Genomic DNA, 15,478 nt, shown 5'->3' on the forward strand with positions numbered 1-15,478 from the left:
AGTAACGCGGATTACAGCAGAACCAGGCTAAGCAGCCAGACGGTGGCCATACCGGCCACACCCTGAATCAGAGTGGCCATGGTCTGGGCACGATAAGCGGTAGCCACTTTCATGCGGCTGAACTGGGTCACGACCCAGAAGAAGCTGTCATTGGCGTGCGAAACGGTCATGGCGCCAGCGCCGATGGCCATCACGGTCAACACTCGACCCATCTCGCTGTCGAGCCCCAGATTGCCCAGCAGCGGCGCAACCATTGCCGAGGTAGTGACCAACGCGACGGTGGAGGAACCCTGCGCGCTTTTCAGCGCAGCGGCCACCAGGAACGGCATGAACAGGCCGATGCCCAGCACCGAAAGCGTGTCCCCCAGATAGCCGGTCAGCGCGGTGGCCTTGAGAATGGCACCGAAGGCGCCACCGGCACCGGTGATCAGCAGGATTGGCGCAGCCTCTTTCAGGCCATGAGCGACATGATCATGGAACTGCTGACGCTTGCCTTCGCCCTTGAGCAGCGAGCAAGCCAGCACCAGGCCTACCAGCAACGCGGCAACCGGCTGACCGAGGAAGCTCAGCACCTCGAAGACGGCGCCAGTGCCGACGGGCTTGCTCGGGAAGGCAGCAATCGAACCCAGGCAGATCAGCGCAATGGGCACGAAGATCGGCGAAAACGCCTGCCAGGCATTGGGCAGCTTGCCGTAGCGGGCACGCAGCGCATCGAAATCGACATTGTCGGCGAGCAGCTCGCTCGGCGCTTCTTCCAGCAACTCGTGGTCGTTCTGCTTGAGGAAGCGGTTGGCCCACAGCATACCGGCCACGGCAGTGACCGCCGCCACCAGCAAGCCGACCAGGATCACCAGACCCAGCGAGGTTTCCAGGCCCAGGTTGCCGGCCGCTGCGATCGGGCCGGGGGTTGGCGGTACGAATGTGTGAGTGGCATACAGACCGGTCGCCAGCGCCACGCTCATGGCCACCACGGACACCTTCATGCGCGCGGCGAGGGCATTCTTCAGCGAGTTGAGAATGACGTAACCGGAATCGCAGAACACCGGAATCGATACCAGATAGCCGATGATCGACATGGTCAGGGTTGGGAAACGCTGGCCCAGCAGACGAATCACCGTCTCGGCCATGGTGATGGCGGCGCCGCTACGCTCGAGGATCACCCCGATGATGGTGCCGAGGACGATGACGATACCGATGTAACCGAGGATGCCGCCGAAGCCGGCAGTCATGGTCTTGATGATTTCGCCGCTGGGCAGCTGGTAGGCGAAACCGGCGATCAGTGCAGCGGCCAGCAACGCCAGGAAGGGGTGCAATTTCAAACGGGTAGTGGACAGCACGATGAACGCGATCAGTGCCACCAGAATCAGGACCAGGCCCATGACCAGTCTCCTCATTGTTGTTATGGCGGGCGCAGGGCCCGGATGGGAATGCCGAGAGGCGCCACATTGTGGCTCAGCCTACCCCGCCCTCGCCCTGTGCGTCGGCACTAAAACAGCCGAAGCAACGCGCAGGAGGCTGTGCAATCGCACAAAGCCATCGCCCCGCTTCCACCAGTTGGGAGCGGATTACCGAGCGTTCTACCGAGCTGTCGCGGCGGGCTCCAGCAAGCCCAGCCCCAAGGATAGCTGCAGGCGCTGATCCAGCCGATTGAGGTCCAGACCACTGAGTTCGGCGATGCGCTCCAGGCGATAGCGCAGCGTGTTGCGATGAATACCCAATTCCTGCGCACAGGCTTGCACCTGGCCGTCATGCGCGCACCAGGCTTCCAGCGTCGCCCGTAACGTGCCTTGTGGGTCCTGCGTCAGCACCTGACGCAACGGTGCCAGCCAGCCCTGCAGCAACCAGCTTTGGCGCTGGGCATAGAGCAGCGTCGGCAGGCGCAATTCGTCCAGACGCAGCAGGCGACGACCGGGAAAGCGCGCCTGGCCGTAGGCCTGAAGGTCGCGCAGGACCAGGCTGGCCTGGCGCAGCTCGGTCAGATCATGCAGCGGATCGCTGAGCGCCAGCGAGCTTACGCCCCACTCGCGCTCGTCGGCCTGCTGTAGCCAGGCGCGATCATCGCGCGTGGCGCTGTATGGCCGGCACCAGAGCAGTTCGTGACGCCCGAGCGGCGCCACCAGATGTTCGCTCTTGCCCCCCAGTGCGGCGAGCAGACGCGCCTGACGCGGCAGCGGATCGCCCTCACCATCGAGTTGCAGCAGGCACATCTGTCGCGGCCAGGTCAGTTGCAGCCCCAAACGTTCGGCATCGACCTCGAGGCTGGGCAGGCGCAGCAGGGGATCGAGCAGCTGTCGCAACCAGGCCTCCTGCTGATGCCGCTGCCAGTGCCGCTCGGCCTGCAGCACGCGATGCTCGACCAGCATCTCCGCAGCCATACGCACCAGTTCTGCATAGGGCCGCACGATCTCAGGATCACCGGTAATACCGAGCACACCGATCAGACGCTCGGCATGCAGCAACGGCAGGTTGACACCGGGTTTGACGCCACGCAGGCACGCCGCAGCCTGAGCGTCGATCTCCACCACACGACGGTTGGCCAGCACCAGCTGTGCACCTTCATGGCGGGTGTGCAGGCGGCTGGGGTCGCCGCTGCCGATGATCATGCCCTGCGCATCCATCACGTTGATGTTGTGCGGCAGGATGGCCATGGCGCGGTCGACGATATGCTGCGCCAGGGTGGAGTCGAGTTCGAGCATGAAAAACGGCCTCGCGAGTGAGGCCGTCATTGTAGGCGCGCCAGCGGCGCTTCACGAAGTCTCCCTCGTAGCGCCGGCGAAACCTTCAAGTAGCCAGGGAAACGCTGAAAACCGTCATTCCCGCGCAGGCGGACATCCAGAACCTGCGAATCATCTGGGCTCCCGCCTTCGCGGGAGTGACGATAAATGGCTTTTTCAGAACATCCCTAGAATTTACTCCGCAGCAGGCGCTGCAGCGTTCTCCACAGGCTTGTCATCTGCTGGCGCTTTCGCCTTGGCCTGATTGCGCCGTGCTTCGGCACGTTGCCGCCTGGCCTGCTGCCTGGCATGCAGCGCCTGCGCCGCCGTCACCACGCCGACAGGCTGGCCTTGCAGATCCAGACGTGGCGCATTCTCGGTCATGGCAGCCCAGTAGCGGCCGCCCCGGCACCAGGCGCCAATACCCGCCTTGAGCTGCTCAGCGGTGATGCCGAGCAACTGCAGGTGCTGCTCGGCATCCTTGAGAATGCCCTCTTTCAACGGCACCTTGGGCGCCGGATTGACCGGAAAGGCCAAGGGGAAGTGCTTCTGCAACCTCCAGATCGCCTCGACGGTAGGATCCTGCTCGCGCGGCTTGGCTTTCTGCGACGCCTTGCGTTTTTGCGGCTTCGCGCTCTCGGTCTTTACCTGCTCTTTTTCAGCCCGCAGGCGGTCACGTAGCTCGGCTAATTGTTCAAAACCCATCGTTCGGTTAGCGTCCTGGTCGATTCGTCGCGCAAGGGTATCTCATGTGCTGACTTGATACAGCCTTATTGGCGACTGGCGTGCTCGGCGGTAGGTAATGGATAGACCGTAGGTGGCTTATGCAGGTCAGCGTTCCGACCAGAAGCAGACAGCCATCTCTGGTTGCATACGTCCCTAAGGAGAGGGTGAAACGAGATGCTGATAGGTATTCATAAGACAGTGGAGAAGGACTGAGCTTTTTCAGCCCCCATCTCCAGCGCTTCACGTATCTCGTGAACTACCAGCGCCTCGATACCGCCCTCATCCGATTCTGTCGAGTGAACTGCGCAACACGCGGCCGCGTCTCCAACCGTGCATCGATAAACTGCCACAACACTTCCGGGCCCACATCCGGTATGCCCAGCCAGGGTCAAGCCCCCCTCAATAGAGCCTCGCATCAAACCCAGAGCATATCCTGGCGTAAGCCACGGACGGCCGGCAATAGGGCCACCCAATACCCTTGTCGACTGCATTTCCTGAAGCAGATTGGCAGGAAGAAGTTTTCCGGCGAGCAAGCGATCCAGGAGAAGGGCAGCCTGTGAAACAGGGCCAATCAGCAACCCGTGATAAACCCAGCCGGGGTCGTAATTCAATAGATTGCCGAGGTACTCCCCACTTAGTTCTGCGCGTTCCGTTGCGAAGCGAACCGTCGAAATACCGAGCGGAAGCAAAACTTGCCGCCTGATGACTTCTTCAAGCGGCAGTTCTGCAGCGCGTTCGATAAGCCTGGCTACAAGCATGAAGCCAACATTCGAGTAGCGCCAACCAGCTCCAGGGCTATAGCGGAGCCGGTAGCCATCCAGGCGCTGCATCATTTCGTCCGCGGACCATGCCGGTTCATGATTCGCAACGGCGGCGTGGTACTCGGGAAGTTCGCCATAGTCAGCGAGGCCTGCCTCGTGACGTAGGAGTTGACGCAAGGTGAACGCATTAGCAGGAAGCGGTGCATCCAAATCGAGCCGGCCGTCGCGTACCAAAGTCAGCGCGGTAGCGGATAGTACCGTTTTAGTGAAACTCCACCACGGCACAAGAGGTTCGTCTTGCGGTGGTAGTACTATTGCTCGGCCGTTGGAAAGGATTGAGATCAGCATCGAGTTCTCAAGCGTCAATTGTTGGGCGTCGCAAGGGTACCAACATTCCCTAATACCGCGATGCAGGCCTCAATCAGCCTTCCTCTACAGCCGCTGTTCGCTTCGTGAATGGCCGCTCCTGGCGCGCCCACCACGCCAGCCTGCCTATCAAGGCGCCAGCCGTTCGCGAATCCAGGCCTCACCCTTGAAGCGGTAGTTGAGGCGGTCGTGCAGGCGGCTTGGCCTGCCCTGCCAGAACTCGATGCGCTCGGGCAGCAGGCGGTAGCCGCCCCAGTGTGGTGGGCAGTGTGGCGTCTGGTTGAGGAAGCGCTTTTCGGTTTCCGCCAGCAGGTTCTCCAGCTCGGTGCGGTCGCGGATCACCTTGCTCTGCGGCGAAGCCCAGGCGCCAATGCGGCTGCCCAGCGGGCGTACCTGGAAGTAGCCATCGGATTCGGCCGGCGTGACCTGCTCGACCCGCCCTTCGATACGCACCTGGCGCTCCAGGCTGGGCCAGAAGAAGGTCATGGCGGCGAACGGGCGCGCGGCGAGTTGGCGACCCTTGGCGCTGTCGTAGTTGCTGAAGAAGGTGAAGCCGCGTTCGTCGAGGCCCTTGAGCAGTAGCACCCGGCAGTGCGGGCGGCCGTCTTCGTCGACGGTGGCCAGGGTCATGGCGTTGGGTTCGACCGGCATTTGCTCGGTCTTGACCGCGTCATCGAACCACTGACGAAACAGGGCAAAGGGTTCCAGCGGGGCCTGGGCTTCGCTCAGGCCATCGCGGGTGTAGTCGCGGCGCATATCGGCCAAGGTTTGGGTCATGGCAATTCCTCAGGGCAGGGCCAGCAACCAATCCGCCTGGTTGCTGGTGCCTGCCCGCGCAGGGTGGAAATGCCCGCAAGCTTACTCCGACTTGCTCACTTTTCCTTGATCTGCGGCAGCTACCTTGGGTGCATCCTTGAGCTCAGGCTTGGCCGGTTGGCTGTACTTGGCGATCAGGCCCTGCATGGTGTCACGCGAAGTCAGGAGAATCTCTACGCGGCGGTTGAGTGCGCGACCGGCGACGCTGTCATTGGCGGCACGGGGCATGTCCGAGCCAACCCCCATGACCTGCAAGCGGTTCTGCTTGAGGCCGCTGAGGCGGAAGATGGACGTCACGGCGCGTGCACGCTGCTGGCTCAGGTCGCGGTTCTGGGCGTCATCACCGCTGCTGTCAGCATGACCGAGGATGACCACGGCGACGTCTTCGTCGCTTTCCAGCAATTTGGCTACGCGGGTGATGGGGCCGAGGCTCACCGGCAGCAGCATGTGCGGGCGATCCGGATTGAACGAGCCCTGCACCGGGGCGGTGACCACCAGCAGGTTTTCGCGGCGCTCGAATTCGAAGTGGCTGCCTTTGACCGCTTCACGCAGTTTCGGCTCGTACTCGTCAAGCCAGGCACGCGTGACCTGCGGCGGTGGCATGACGGCCGCCTTGGCGACCTCCTTCTTTTCCGAGCCGGCGCAGCCCGCAATCAGCAGGCAGCAGGTAAAGGCAAAAATCTTGTTGGCACGCATGTAGCCCCCGAGGTCACACAAATCTAATGGTCGGTTCGTTATGGTTGGTACTGAACGGTTGGCGCGAGTTTAGCCGTTTCAATCAGATACAGTCCGCAATCTGTCGCGCAAGTTTCTGCGCGCGGGGGTCCATCAAGACGAACGGTCCTAGATTGTTGGTGACAAAACCGAATGCCAGGTCCCGTTCCGGGTCGGCAAACCCGCTGGAACCCCCGGCACCGGGATGACCGAAGGCCTTGCTGCCCATGCCATAGGTGGCGTTGGCCACGTCGGCCTGATCGAGCATGCAACCCAGCCCGAAACGCGTGCGGGTCAGCAGGGTCTTGTCGTCACCGACACTGTGCTCACGGGTCATTTCGCCCAGCAGCTCGGCATCGAGCAGGCTGCCGTCGAGCAGGCCGGCATAGAAGCCCGCCAGGCTGCGCGCGTTGCCGTGTCCATTGGCGGCCGGTTGCTGCATGCGCCGCCATTCGGGCTTGTTGGTGCTGGTCATGATCGACGGCGGGTTGGTGAACGAACGCGTACTCATGGCATGGGCGTCACTCATCATCACCTTGAGCAGGCGCTGAGCGGCGGCATCGCCGAGGTTGCCCTTGCCGCGAGCGATATGGGCGACGCGGTCGAACTCGCTGTCAGCCAGGCCGACATGAAAATCCAGCTCCAGGGGCTTGGCGATGCGCGCGGCGATGCTCTCGCCTGGACCACGGCCTTCCACGCGGCGAATCAGCTCACCGATCAGCCAGCCATAGGTAATGGGCGCGTAGCCATGGCCCTCACCCAGCGGCCACCAGGGCTCTTCAGCCGCCAGCGCGCTGGTCATGGTCTGCCAGTCGTACAGCGCCTCGGCGGGCAACGCCTGACGCAAAGCCGGCAAGCCCGCCTGATGGCAGAGCAGATGACGCACGCTGATGCGCTGCTTGCCGGCTGCTGCGAACTCAGGCCAGTAGCGCGCCACTGGTGCATCCAGATCGAGCTTGCCTTCGCCCACTAGCTGCAAGGCCACCACGGCGGCGAAGGGTTTAGTGCAGGAGAACAGATTGGCGATGGTGTCGCTGTGCCAGGCCTGCTGGCCGTCCTTGTCCATGACTCCGGCCCACAGGTCGACCACGGTTTCACCGCCGACCTTCACGCACAGGGCCGCGCCCCGCTCCTGCGCGTCATCGAACAACGCGGCGAATGCGTCCCTCACCGCTTCGAAGCGCAAGTCGAAATAGCCCTGAATCTGCACGCTGCTCTCCTGTTTCTCTGCTTGGCTCTAAGCTGCCAATGATGACAGCCGCTTATCATGCAATGTTCTGAAACTTCATAAAATAGCGATCTTCGATTGGTTTTTCCTATGATGAAACAAATGCGGCCTGATATGACCGATACGCCCTGAATAGCGCAACTGCGGTGTGTATGTGGTCGTCAGGCCGTCTTGGATTCGACGCTCGGCACAGGAGAAACGAGTGCTCTACCTACTGTCCCTGATCGCCTTGGCTGCCATCATGGCACCCGGCCTGACGCGCTTGTTGGGTGCTCGCACAGGCTGGCTGTTGATGCTGGCGCCGCTGGTGGCCTTCATCTGGTTCGTCCAACAGATTCCGCTGATCGCCGGCGGCGGCGCCGTGATGCAGAGCCTGAGTTGGATCCCGGCACTGGGTATCAACCTGAGCCTGCGCCTGGACGGCCTCTCGCTGCTGTTTGCACTGCTAATCAGCGGTATCGGCAGCCTGATCGTGCTGTACGCCGGCAGTTATCTGTCCAGCCACGCCCACCTGGGTCGCTTTCACGCCTATTTGCTGGTGTTCATGCTGGCGATGCTCGGCTTGGTGCTGGCCGACGACCTGGTGGCGATGTTCGTGTTCTGGGAGCTGACCAGTATCGCCTCCTTCCTGCTGATCAGTTTTCAACACGACAAGGCGGTATCACGTCGCGCGGCGCTGCAGGCGCTGCTGATCACCGGCGGCGGCGGCCTGGCGTTGCTCGCGGGGCTGATCCTGCTCGGCGGCGCGACCGGCAACTGGCAGTTCTCCAACCTCAGCGCCGAGCAGATCGAAGGCCATGTACTGCTGCCAGCGATCATTGCTCTGGTTCTGCTGGGCTGCTTCACCAAATCGGCGCAGGTGCCCTTCCATCTGTGGCTGCCCAACGCGATGAACGCGCCGACGCCCGTGTCGGCCTATCTGCACTCGGCGACCATGGTCAAGGCCGGTATCTACCTGCTGGCCCGGCTCAACCCGGTGCTCGGCGGCTCCGTCGGCTGGGGCACCCTGCTGATTACCTTCGGCGCAGCCACTGCGGTGCTCGGCGCCTTCCTGGCCTTCCGCCAGACCGACCTCAAGCGCTTGCTGGCGTACACCACGGTTACCGTGCTGGGCCAGCTGACCATGCTGATCGGCACCAACACCAGCTATGGCCTGCAGGCATTCGTGCTCTATCTGGTGGCGCACTCTCTATATAAAGGCGCGCTGTTCATGGCGGTCGGTGCAATCGACCACGCCACCGGTACCCGCGAGCTGGCACGCCTCGGCGGTTTGATCCGTTTCATGCCGCTGACCGGCGCTGCCGTGGCCCTGGCGGCATTCTCCAATGCCGGCCTGCCGCCGTTCTTCGGCTTCATCGCCAAGGAGTTCAAGTACACCGGCCTGATCGAGATGGGTTACATCGGCTGGGCAGTGACCTTGGTAATGATCCTCACCAACGCCCTGCTGTTCGCGGCTGCCTGCCTGGTATTCCTGCAGACCTTCCTCGGCAAGCAAGGCGACTATCCGCGCACGCCGCATGAGGTCGGCCTGCCAATGTGGCTGGGGCCGATGCTGCTGGCCATCGGCGGTTTCCTGCTCGGCGCCTGGAATGCCTGGCCGGAAACCTGGCTGGTGAACAACGCGGTGCAGGCAGTGGCGCGCGGCCCGGTGGATGTGCATCTGTATCTGTGGGGTGGCATCACCCCTGCGCTGCTGGCCAGTCTGCTGACCGTGTCGCTGGGCGTGCTGTTCTACGTGATGCGCGACAAAGTCAGACTGCTGCTCGATCGCGCCAACGCGGCCTGGAACGTCAGTGGCGACCTGCTCTGGGATCGCCTGCTCAAGCGCGTATTTCATGTCGCCGGCCTGCTGGCCGCACGCTTCCAGCACGGCTCGTTGCGCCAACACCTGGTATTGCTGGCCCTGGCGGTCGGCGGCCTGTTGGCGGTCGGCCTGTTGCCGGCCCTGCCGCAACTGCTGCAGGGCAGTTACAGCCCGATCTCGCCACTGGGCCTGGCCGGCTGCCTGTTGGCACTGGCTGGCGGCGTGGCAGCGGCGTTCCTGCCCGGCCGCCTGACCCTGCTGGCGGCCCTTGGCGCCTGCGGCCTGGGCTTGGCACTGGTGTTCATCTCGGTCAATGCGCCGGACGTGGCGATGACCCAGCTGATGGTAGAAACCCTCAGCCTGATCTTCCTCGCCCTGGTGTTCCGCAAGATGCCCACCGTTCCAGCCAGCGGCGCACGCGCACCCTGGAAACGCCGTCTGCACGCCAGCGTGGCGATCCTCTTCGGCCTCAGCGTGACCGGCGCCCTGCTGCTGGCGGTGAGCCTGCCACTGCCGGGCGAAATCGCCCAGTGGTATCAGGCCAACAGCCTGCCGGGCGGCCACGGGCATAACGTGGTCAACGTGATCCTGGTGGACTTCCGCGCCTTCGATACCCTCGGTGAGATCCTCGTCGTCGCCCTCTCCGCCCTTGCCGCCGCCAGCCTGTTGGGCAGCGGCAGACGTATCGGCAAGGAACACGGCGGCGAAGACGCCTTCACCTCGCCCCTGCTGCGCCAGGGCCTGCGCCCACTGGCCTGGCTGATGATGGCCGCCTCGCTGCTGCTGCTGTGGCGCGGCCACAACCTGCCGGGCGGTGGTTTCATCGGCGGCCTGGTGGCGGCCTGCGGCCTGATCCTGCTGGTGCTGACCTACGGCCACGGGCAGATTCGCCGGGTGCTACCCGTTGCACCTGTGCAACTGATCGGTATCGGCCTGGGCTGCGCGGCGGGCGCCGGCATTCTGGGCCTGATCGCGGGCAGCGCCTTTCTTACCGGTCTCTGGACCTTCCCCGGCGGGCTGCCGCTGGGCACGCCCCTGCTCTTCGATATCGGCGTATTCCTCACCGTGTTCGGCTCCGCCCTGCACATGATCGACAAGCTGACGGGAGTTCGCCAGTAATGGAATGGCTAGCCGCAATCACTACCGGAGGCCTGGCAGGTCTGGGCCTGTGGATGCTTCTGGACCGCAACCTCAAGCGCGTCGTGTTGGGCGTGGTGGTCCTGGGTAACGCAATCAACCTGGGAGTGCTCACCGCCGGGCGCTTCTTCGGCGAACGCCCCGCGTTCGTCGAGGCTGGCAACGCTGCCAGCACCGCCAACCCGTTGCCGCAGGCACTGGTGCTAACCGCCATCGTCATCGGTTTCAGCCTGTTCATTTTCGCCCTGGCGCTGCTCAAGCGCACCCGCGAATTGCATGGCGACAAGACCACCGACTCGGTCAGCTCGATTACCGAGCAACCGGCGCCGGACTGGCATGACAGCGAGCATGAACGCGACGCCAATGGCGCGGAGGCTCGCCGATGAATCACGCGTTACTCGTTGCGCCGATCCTCGTGCCCCTGTGCAGCCTGCTGCTGGCGATCATCCTGCGCCGCCACCTGCTGGCCGTGCGCGTGCTCAGCCTGAGCGGCACGGTGCTGCTGCTGGTAGTGGGCCTGGTACTGGTCTGGCAGGCCGCACAGGGCGTGGTGCTCAGCGGTCAGGTCGGCAGCTGGCAGGCGCCGTTCGGCATCAGCCTGGTGATCGACCGGCTGTCGGCGGTGATGATCGCCATCAGCGCCCTGGTCGCACTGGTCACCCTGCTCTATGGCGTTGCCAAGAACAACGACAGCAAGATCGGTCGCGACTTCCATCTGTTCATCCAGGGCCTGCTGACCGGTATCTGCGGCGCCTTCATCACCGCCGACATCTTCAACCTGTACGTCTGGTTCGAGGTGCTGCTGATCGCCTCCTTCGCCCTGATGGCGCTTGGCGGTGGCAGCCGCAGGCTGGCCGGCAGCATGACCTACGTGGCGCTGAACCTGTTTGCCACGCTGATCTTCCTGCTCTCCGCCGGGCTGGTCTACGGCGCCAGCGGCACGCTGAACATGGGTGAGCTGGCGGTGATCATGCGCAGCGGTGAGGCGCCACCGGGGGTGACACCGGCGCTGCTGCTGATGCTGCTGGCCTTCGCCATCAAGGCCGCGCTGTTCCCGGTGTTCGGCTGGCTGCCGGCCACCTATCACGTTGCACTGACCGCGGTTTCGGCGATGTTCGCCGGCCTGCTGACCAAGGTGGGGGTGTACGCGCTGATTCGTCTGGTGACCCTGCTCTGGCCGGAGTACGGCCTGCCGCATCAACTGCTGCTGTGGGTCGCCTGCGCCACCATGCTGGTGGGGGTGCTGGGCGCGGCGGCGCAGACCGAGGTACGGCGCATTCTGTCGTTCCACATCGTCAGCCAGGTCGGCTACATGATCCTCGGCCTTGCCCTGGCCACGCCGCTGGCGCTGGCCGGCGCGGTGTTTTACCTGATCCACCATATCGTGGTGAAAGCCAACCTGTTCTTCATCGGTGGCGTGGCGGCGCGCATCTGCGGCTCCGAACGTCTGGCCGACATGGGCGGGCTCTATCGGCGCATGCCCTGGCTGGCGCTGCTGTTCGCCATTCCGGCGCTGTCTCTGGCAGGCATTCCACCGCTGTCCGGGTTCTGGGCCAAGTTCCTGCTGGTCAAGGCCAGTCTGGATGCAGCCGCCTGGTGGGCGGCGGGCATCGCCCTGCTGACCGGCGTGTTCACCTTGCTGTCGATGAACAAGATCTGGAACGAAGCCTTTCTCAAACCTCATCCACGAGGTGAAGAGGCGCTGCACGCGGTTACCGGCATGCGCGCTGCCTGGCTGGGCATGAGCGCCCTGGCGCTGCTGACCGTGCTGATCGGTTTGGGCGCCGGCCCGCTGATCGACTACGCCGTGGCTGCCGCTGCGCAACTCGCCGACCCGCAAGCCTATCTGCAACCCTTTACCGGCGCAGGAGGTACCTGATGCTGTTTCTCGTCCATTTGCTGGCCAGCGCTGGCCTGGCCTGGAGCCTAGGCGCCGGTCATCTGGGTGGCGGTCTGCTGGCCTTCGCCCTGCTCTACCTGATCGTTCGCCTGCTGGGATTGGCAGTCCAGCGCCTTGGCCGTTACGCCCGGAGCCTGGAGCATGGCGTCAGCTTCTGCCTGTGGTTCATCGCTCAGGTGTTCCTCGCGACTTACCACGTCGCCACTCTGGTACTGGCACGCCGGGTCGAAGTGGAGCCGGCCGTACTGGCCTACCCGGTGACCCGCCGGGAGGTGGACAAGGTCACCCTGCTCGGCACCCTGCTGACCCTGACACCCGGCACCCTGGCCCTGGACTATGACGAGGAGCAGGGCTTGCTGTATATCCACGCCCTCGATGCCCGTCGCCGTGAGGACGTGACTGAAATCCTCATCGAGCTGGAACGCCGCCTGCTGGCCTGGCTCGACGCCGGCAAAGCCGAAGGAGTAACGCCATGACCCTGCACCTGGCTGGAGCAGCCTGGGTACTGCCCTTGGCCGCAACCTTGCTGGCACTGAGCGGTTTGATCAGCCTCTATCGCCTGTTGCGCGGGCCAAGCCGTCCGGATCGGGCGGTGGCCATCGACGCCCTCACCTTGCTGGCGGTCGCCGCCATGGCACTGCTGTGCCTGATGCGCGGCGAGGCGCTGTTCATCGACGTCGCCGTGCTGCTGGCACTGGTGTCGTTTCTCGGCACGGCGGCCTTTGCCTTCCTGTTCGACGATGCCCACAGCCAGATGCCGGAAAAACGCGAGGAACACCGATGAACGAAGTACAAGCCTGGCTGGCCTCGCTGCTGGTGCTGAGCGGCGCGGTGATCTCTCTGCTCGGCGCCATTGGCGTGCTGCGCCTGCCCGATAGCTACAGCCGCATGCATGCGGCGAGCAAGGCCGGGGTGCTCGGCGCCGTGCTGCTACTTGGCGCAGTGGCCTTGGCCAGCAGTGGCGAACTGGCGCTGGAGGCCTTTATCGGCCTGCTGATTCTGTTGGCCAGCGCCCCGCTGGCTGCTCACGCCATCGCCCGCGCCGCACACCGCGCCGGTATCCGGCCGACGCTGGGTCGTTTGGGCGATGAGCTGGAACAGCGCAACAGAGGCGGCGAATAGGTCGCTCAATCGATCTGTCGGCGGAACGGCGGCAGAGCATTGAGGATGGCCTTGCCGTAACGCTGAGTGACCACACGCCGATCCAGCAGGGTGATGGTGCCGCGGTCGGCCTCGGTGCGCAGCAGGCGGCCGCAAGCCTGCACCAGGCGCAGCGAAGCGTCCGGCACGGCGATTTCCATGAAGGGATTGCCACCACGCGCCTCGATCCATTCGGCCAGTGCCGCTTCCACCGGATCGTCCGGCACGGCGAAGGGAATCTTGGCGATCACCACATGCTCGCAGTAGGCCCCCGGCAGGTCGACGCCTTCGGCGAAACTGGCCAGGCCGAACAGCACGCTTTCCTCGCCTGAATCGACGCGCGCCTTGTGCTTGTTCAGGGTCTCCTGCTTGGACAGGTTGCCCTGGATGAACACGCGTTTGCGCCAGTCGCGATCCAGGCCGTCGAACACGTCCTGCATCTGTTTGCGCGAAGAGAACAGCACCAGCGTACCGCGACTGCCTGCCACCAGCCCCGGCAACTCGCGGATGATGGCCGCAGTATGCACCGCAGCCTCACGCGGATCGGCCTTGAGGTCGGGCACGCGCAGCAGGCCGGCATCGGCATGATGGAAGGGGCTCGGCACAATGGCCGCGACCGCAGCCTTGGGCAGCCCGGCACGCATACGGTAACGATCGAAGGTGCCCAGCGCGGTGAGCGTGGCGGAGGTCACCAGGGCGCCGTAGGCGACGTTCCACAGGTTGCGGCGCAAGGTCTCGGCCGCCAGGATCGGGCTGGCGTTGACCTCGATGTCGAACAGCGCACCGCTCTCGGCCAGGGTCAGCCAGCGCGCCATGGGCGGGCTTTCCTCAGGGTCTTCAGCGGTGAAGGCCAGCCACAGCTCCCAGTTGCCCTTGGCCCGCGCCATCAGGCTGCCGAACAGCGGGTACCACTCCTCGGCCTGATGACTGGCGATGCCCACGGCGCCCTCGCCATCCATCGCTTCCTTGAGCAGCTCGGTAACGCCGGTGAACAGGTCATTGAGCTTGGAAAAACCCTTCTTCAACTCCAGACCCAGTTCGGTCAGGTGCTCCGGCACCACGCCACCGACGAAGCGGTGACGCGGGCGCTCGCGCCCTTCCATGTCTTCACCGGCCTTGAAGTCGGCGATCTGCTCGCAGGCGGCGAACATGAATTGCTGCTGGGTCTTCAGCTCGCGGGCCAGCTCCGGCACCTGCTCGATAAGTCGCCCGAGATCGCCCGGCAGCGGGTTCTGCGCCAGCAACTTGGTCAGGTTCTTGTCGATCTGGGTCAGCCAGTCGGCGGTCGAGCGCAGGCGCGTGAAATGGGCGAAGTGGCCGATGGCCTTGTCCGGCAGGTGATGGCCTTCGTCGAATACGTAGATGGTTTCGCGCGGGTCGGGCAGTACCGCACCGCCACCAAGGGCCAGGTCGGCCAGCACCATGTCGTGGTTGGTGACGATCACGTCGACCTTGCCCATGCCCTCGCGCGCCTTGTAGAAGGCACACTGCTGGAAGTTCGGGCAGTGGCGGTTGGTGCACTGGCTGTGATCGGTGGTCAGTTGCGCCCAGCGCACGTCCTCCAGCTCCTCCGGCCAACTGTCGCGGTCACCATCCCACTTGTTGCCGGCGAGTTTCTCGATCATTGCGGTGAACAGCTTCTGGCCCTGTTCATCCACGTCGATGCGAAAGCCTTCTTCCTCGAACAACTGTGCGGTGGCGCTCTGCGCGGCGCCGTCCTGCAGCAGGTGGTCGAGTTTGGACAGACACAGGTAACGCCCACGGCCCTTGGCCAGGGCGAAGCTGAAGTTCAGGCCGCTGTTGCGCAACAGATCCGGCAGATCCTTGTGCACGATCTGCTCCTGCAGCGCCACGGTGGCGGTGGCGATCACCAGGCGCTTGCCAGCAGCCTTGGCCGTGGGAATGGTGGCCAGGCTATAGGCCACGGTCTTGCCGGTACCCGTGCCCGCCTCGACCGCAACCACGGCTGGATCGCCCAGACGCTTGCCCTCGTCATCGGTCTTGATGGTGCCGAGCACCTTGGCGATCTCAGCGATCATCAGCCGCTGGCCGTAACGCGGCTTGAGCGACTTGGCCTCGAGAAAGCGCGAGTAGGCGCCCTGGATCTGGGACTTGAGTTCGGTACTGAGCATGGATTCTGAAACGAAAAAGGCTGGATAAATTTTCAGTATT

14 protein-coding genes are annotated in these 15,478 nt (G+C 64.0%); 6 read left to right on the plus strand and 8 right to left on the minus strand.

The window, feature by feature from the left end; translation table 11 throughout:
- Nucleotides 1–11: 11 nt before the first annotated feature.
- The 7 genes from BLR77_RS02980 to BLR77_RS03010 form a co-directional block, all read right to left on the minus strand.
- Entirely contained in the window at nucleotides 12–1,379 is a 1,368-nt protein-coding gene (locus BLR77_RS02980) for a GntP family permease (RefSeq protein ID WP_074675398.1), read from the minus strand.
- A gap of 198 nt (nucleotides 1,380–1,577) precedes the next feature.
- Nucleotides 1,578–2,696, minus strand: a complete 1,119-nt coding sequence (locus BLR77_RS02985; RefSeq protein WP_074675399.1) for a sugar diacid recognition domain-containing protein — start codon at nucleotides 2,694–2,696, stop codon at nucleotides 1,578–1,580.
- 213 nt (nucleotides 2,697–2,909) lie between these two features.
- Complete coding sequence (locus BLR77_RS02990; protein ID WP_074675400.1) at nucleotides 2,910–3,419, minus strand: ProQ/FinO family protein; 510 nt, start codon at nucleotides 3,417–3,419, stop codon at nucleotides 2,910–2,912.
- A 209-nt stretch (nucleotides 3,420–3,628) separates the two neighbouring features.
- Nucleotides 3,629–4,549 carry a serine hydrolase domain-containing protein gene (locus BLR77_RS02995; protein ID WP_074675401.1) on the minus strand — a complete coding sequence of 307 codons (921 nt, stop codon included), beginning with the start codon at nucleotides 4,547–4,549 and terminating at the stop codon, nucleotides 3,629–3,631.
- A 147-nt stretch (nucleotides 4,550–4,696) separates the two neighbouring features.
- Complete coding sequence (gene pdxH / locus BLR77_RS03000) at nucleotides 4,697–5,344, minus strand: pyridoxamine 5'-phosphate oxidase (RefSeq protein WP_074675402.1); 648 nt, start codon at nucleotides 5,342–5,344, stop codon at nucleotides 4,697–4,699.
- An 81-nt stretch (nucleotides 5,345–5,425) separates the two neighbouring features.
- Nucleotides 5,426–6,079 (minus strand): OmpA family protein, encoded by a 654-nt coding sequence (locus tag BLR77_RS03005; protein ID WP_074675403.1) that lies wholly within the window; start codon nucleotides 6,077–6,079, stop codon nucleotides 5,426–5,428.
- Between the two features lie 82 nt (nucleotides 6,080–6,161).
- A complete protein-coding gene (locus BLR77_RS03010; protein WP_074675404.1) occupies nucleotides 6,162–7,307 on the minus strand; it encodes a serine hydrolase domain-containing protein in 1,146 nt (381 codons plus the stop codon).
- 220 nt (nucleotides 7,308–7,527) lie between these two features.
- On the opposite strand from BLR77_RS03010, the gene mbhE reads away from it, so the two are divergent.
- From mbhE to mnhG, 6 genes are read left to right on the plus strand one after another with little or no spacing between them, the layout of a single operon-like run.
- Nucleotides 7,528–10,248: a hydrogen gas-evolving membrane-bound hydrogenase subunit E gene (gene mbhE / locus BLR77_RS03015; protein WP_074675405.1), complete on the plus strand. Its 2,721-nt coding sequence runs from the start codon at nucleotides 7,528–7,530 to the stop codon at nucleotides 10,246–10,248.
- Entirely contained in the window at nucleotides 10,248–10,652 is a 405-nt protein-coding gene (locus BLR77_RS03020) for a sodium:proton antiporter (protein ID WP_074675406.1), read from the plus strand. Before mbhE ends, BLR77_RS03020 begins: the two co-directional genes overlap by 1 nt.
- Nucleotides 10,649–12,145 (plus strand): proton-conducting transporter transmembrane domain-containing protein, encoded by a 1,497-nt coding sequence (locus BLR77_RS03025; protein WP_074675407.1) that lies wholly within the window; start codon nucleotides 10,649–10,651, stop codon nucleotides 12,143–12,145. Before BLR77_RS03020 ends, BLR77_RS03025 begins: the two co-directional genes overlap by 4 nt.
- Nucleotides 12,145–12,642 (plus strand): Na+/H+ antiporter subunit E, encoded by a 498-nt coding sequence (locus tag BLR77_RS03030; RefSeq protein WP_074675408.1) that lies wholly within the window; start codon nucleotides 12,145–12,147, stop codon nucleotides 12,640–12,642. Before BLR77_RS03025 ends, BLR77_RS03030 begins: the two co-directional genes overlap by 1 nt.
- Nucleotides 12,639–12,950, plus strand: a complete 312-nt coding sequence (locus BLR77_RS03035) for a monovalent cation/H+ antiporter complex subunit F (RefSeq protein WP_074675409.1) — start codon at nucleotides 12,639–12,641, stop codon at nucleotides 12,948–12,950. The genes BLR77_RS03030 and BLR77_RS03035 overlap by 4 nt, the downstream gene beginning before the upstream one ends.
- Complete coding sequence (gene mnhG, locus BLR77_RS03040; protein WP_004423812.1) at nucleotides 12,947–13,288, plus strand: monovalent cation/H(+) antiporter subunit G; 342 nt, start codon at nucleotides 12,947–12,949, stop codon at nucleotides 13,286–13,288. The genes BLR77_RS03035 and mnhG overlap by 4 nt, the downstream gene beginning before the upstream one ends.
- 5 nt (nucleotides 13,289–13,293) lie before the next feature.
- Here mnhG and dinG read toward each other — a convergent pair whose 3' ends face one another.
- The gene (gene dinG, locus BLR77_RS03045; protein WP_074675410.1) at nucleotides 13,294–15,438 is read right to left on the minus strand and encodes an ATP-dependent DNA helicase DinG; all 2,145 of its coding nucleotides are present in this window, start codon (nucleotides 15,436–15,438) and stop codon (nucleotides 13,294–13,296) included.
- Between the last annotated feature and the right edge of the window lie 40 nt (nucleotides 15,439–15,478).

The organism is Ectopseudomonas alcaliphila (assembly GCF_900101755.1).
Classification (GTDB): Bacteria; Pseudomonadota; Gammaproteobacteria; order Pseudomonadales; family Pseudomonadaceae; genus Aquipseudomonas; species Aquipseudomonas alcaliphila.

Coding starts and splice junctions, on each gene's coding strand:
- dinG (WP_074675410.1), bottom strand. CDS start 15,438: ATGCTCAGTACCGAACTCAAGTCCCAGATCCAGGGCGCCTACTCGCGC.
- pdxH (WP_074675402.1), bottom strand. CDS start 5,344: ATGACCCAAACCTTGGCCGATATGCGCCGCGACTACACCCGCGATGGC.
- BLR77_RS03005 (WP_074675403.1), bottom strand. CDS start 6,079: ATGCGTGCCAACAAGATTTTTGCCTTTACCTGCTGCCTGCTGATTGCG.
- BLR77_RS03020 (WP_074675406.1), top strand. CDS start 10,248: ATGGAATGGCTAGCCGCAATCACTACCGGAGGCCTGGCAGGTCTGGGC.
- BLR77_RS03035 (WP_074675409.1), top strand. CDS start 12,639: ATGACCCTGCACCTGGCTGGAGCAGCCTGGGTACTGCCCTTGGCCGCA.
- BLR77_RS02990 (WP_074675400.1), bottom strand. CDS start 3,419: ATGGGTTTTGAACAATTAGCCGAGCTACGTGACCGCCTGCGGGCTGAA.
- BLR77_RS03030 (WP_074675408.1), top strand. CDS start 12,145: ATGCTGTTTCTCGTCCATTTGCTGGCCAGCGCTGGCCTGGCCTGGAGC.
- BLR77_RS02995 (WP_074675401.1), bottom strand. CDS start 4,549: ATGCTGATCTCAATCCTTTCCAACGGCCGAGCAATAGTACTACCACCG.
- BLR77_RS02985 (WP_074675399.1), bottom strand. CDS start 2,696: ATGCTCGAACTCGACTCCACCCTGGCGCAGCATATCGTCGACCGCGCC.
- mnhG (WP_004423812.1), top strand. CDS start 12,947: ATGAACGAAGTACAAGCCTGGCTGGCCTCGCTGCTGGTGCTGAGCGGC.
- BLR77_RS03025 (WP_074675407.1), top strand. CDS start 10,649: ATGAATCACGCGTTACTCGTTGCGCCGATCCTCGTGCCCCTGTGCAGC.
- BLR77_RS02980 (WP_074675398.1), bottom strand. CDS start 1,379: ATGGGCCTGGTCCTGATTCTGGTGGCACTGATCGCGTTCATCGTGCTG.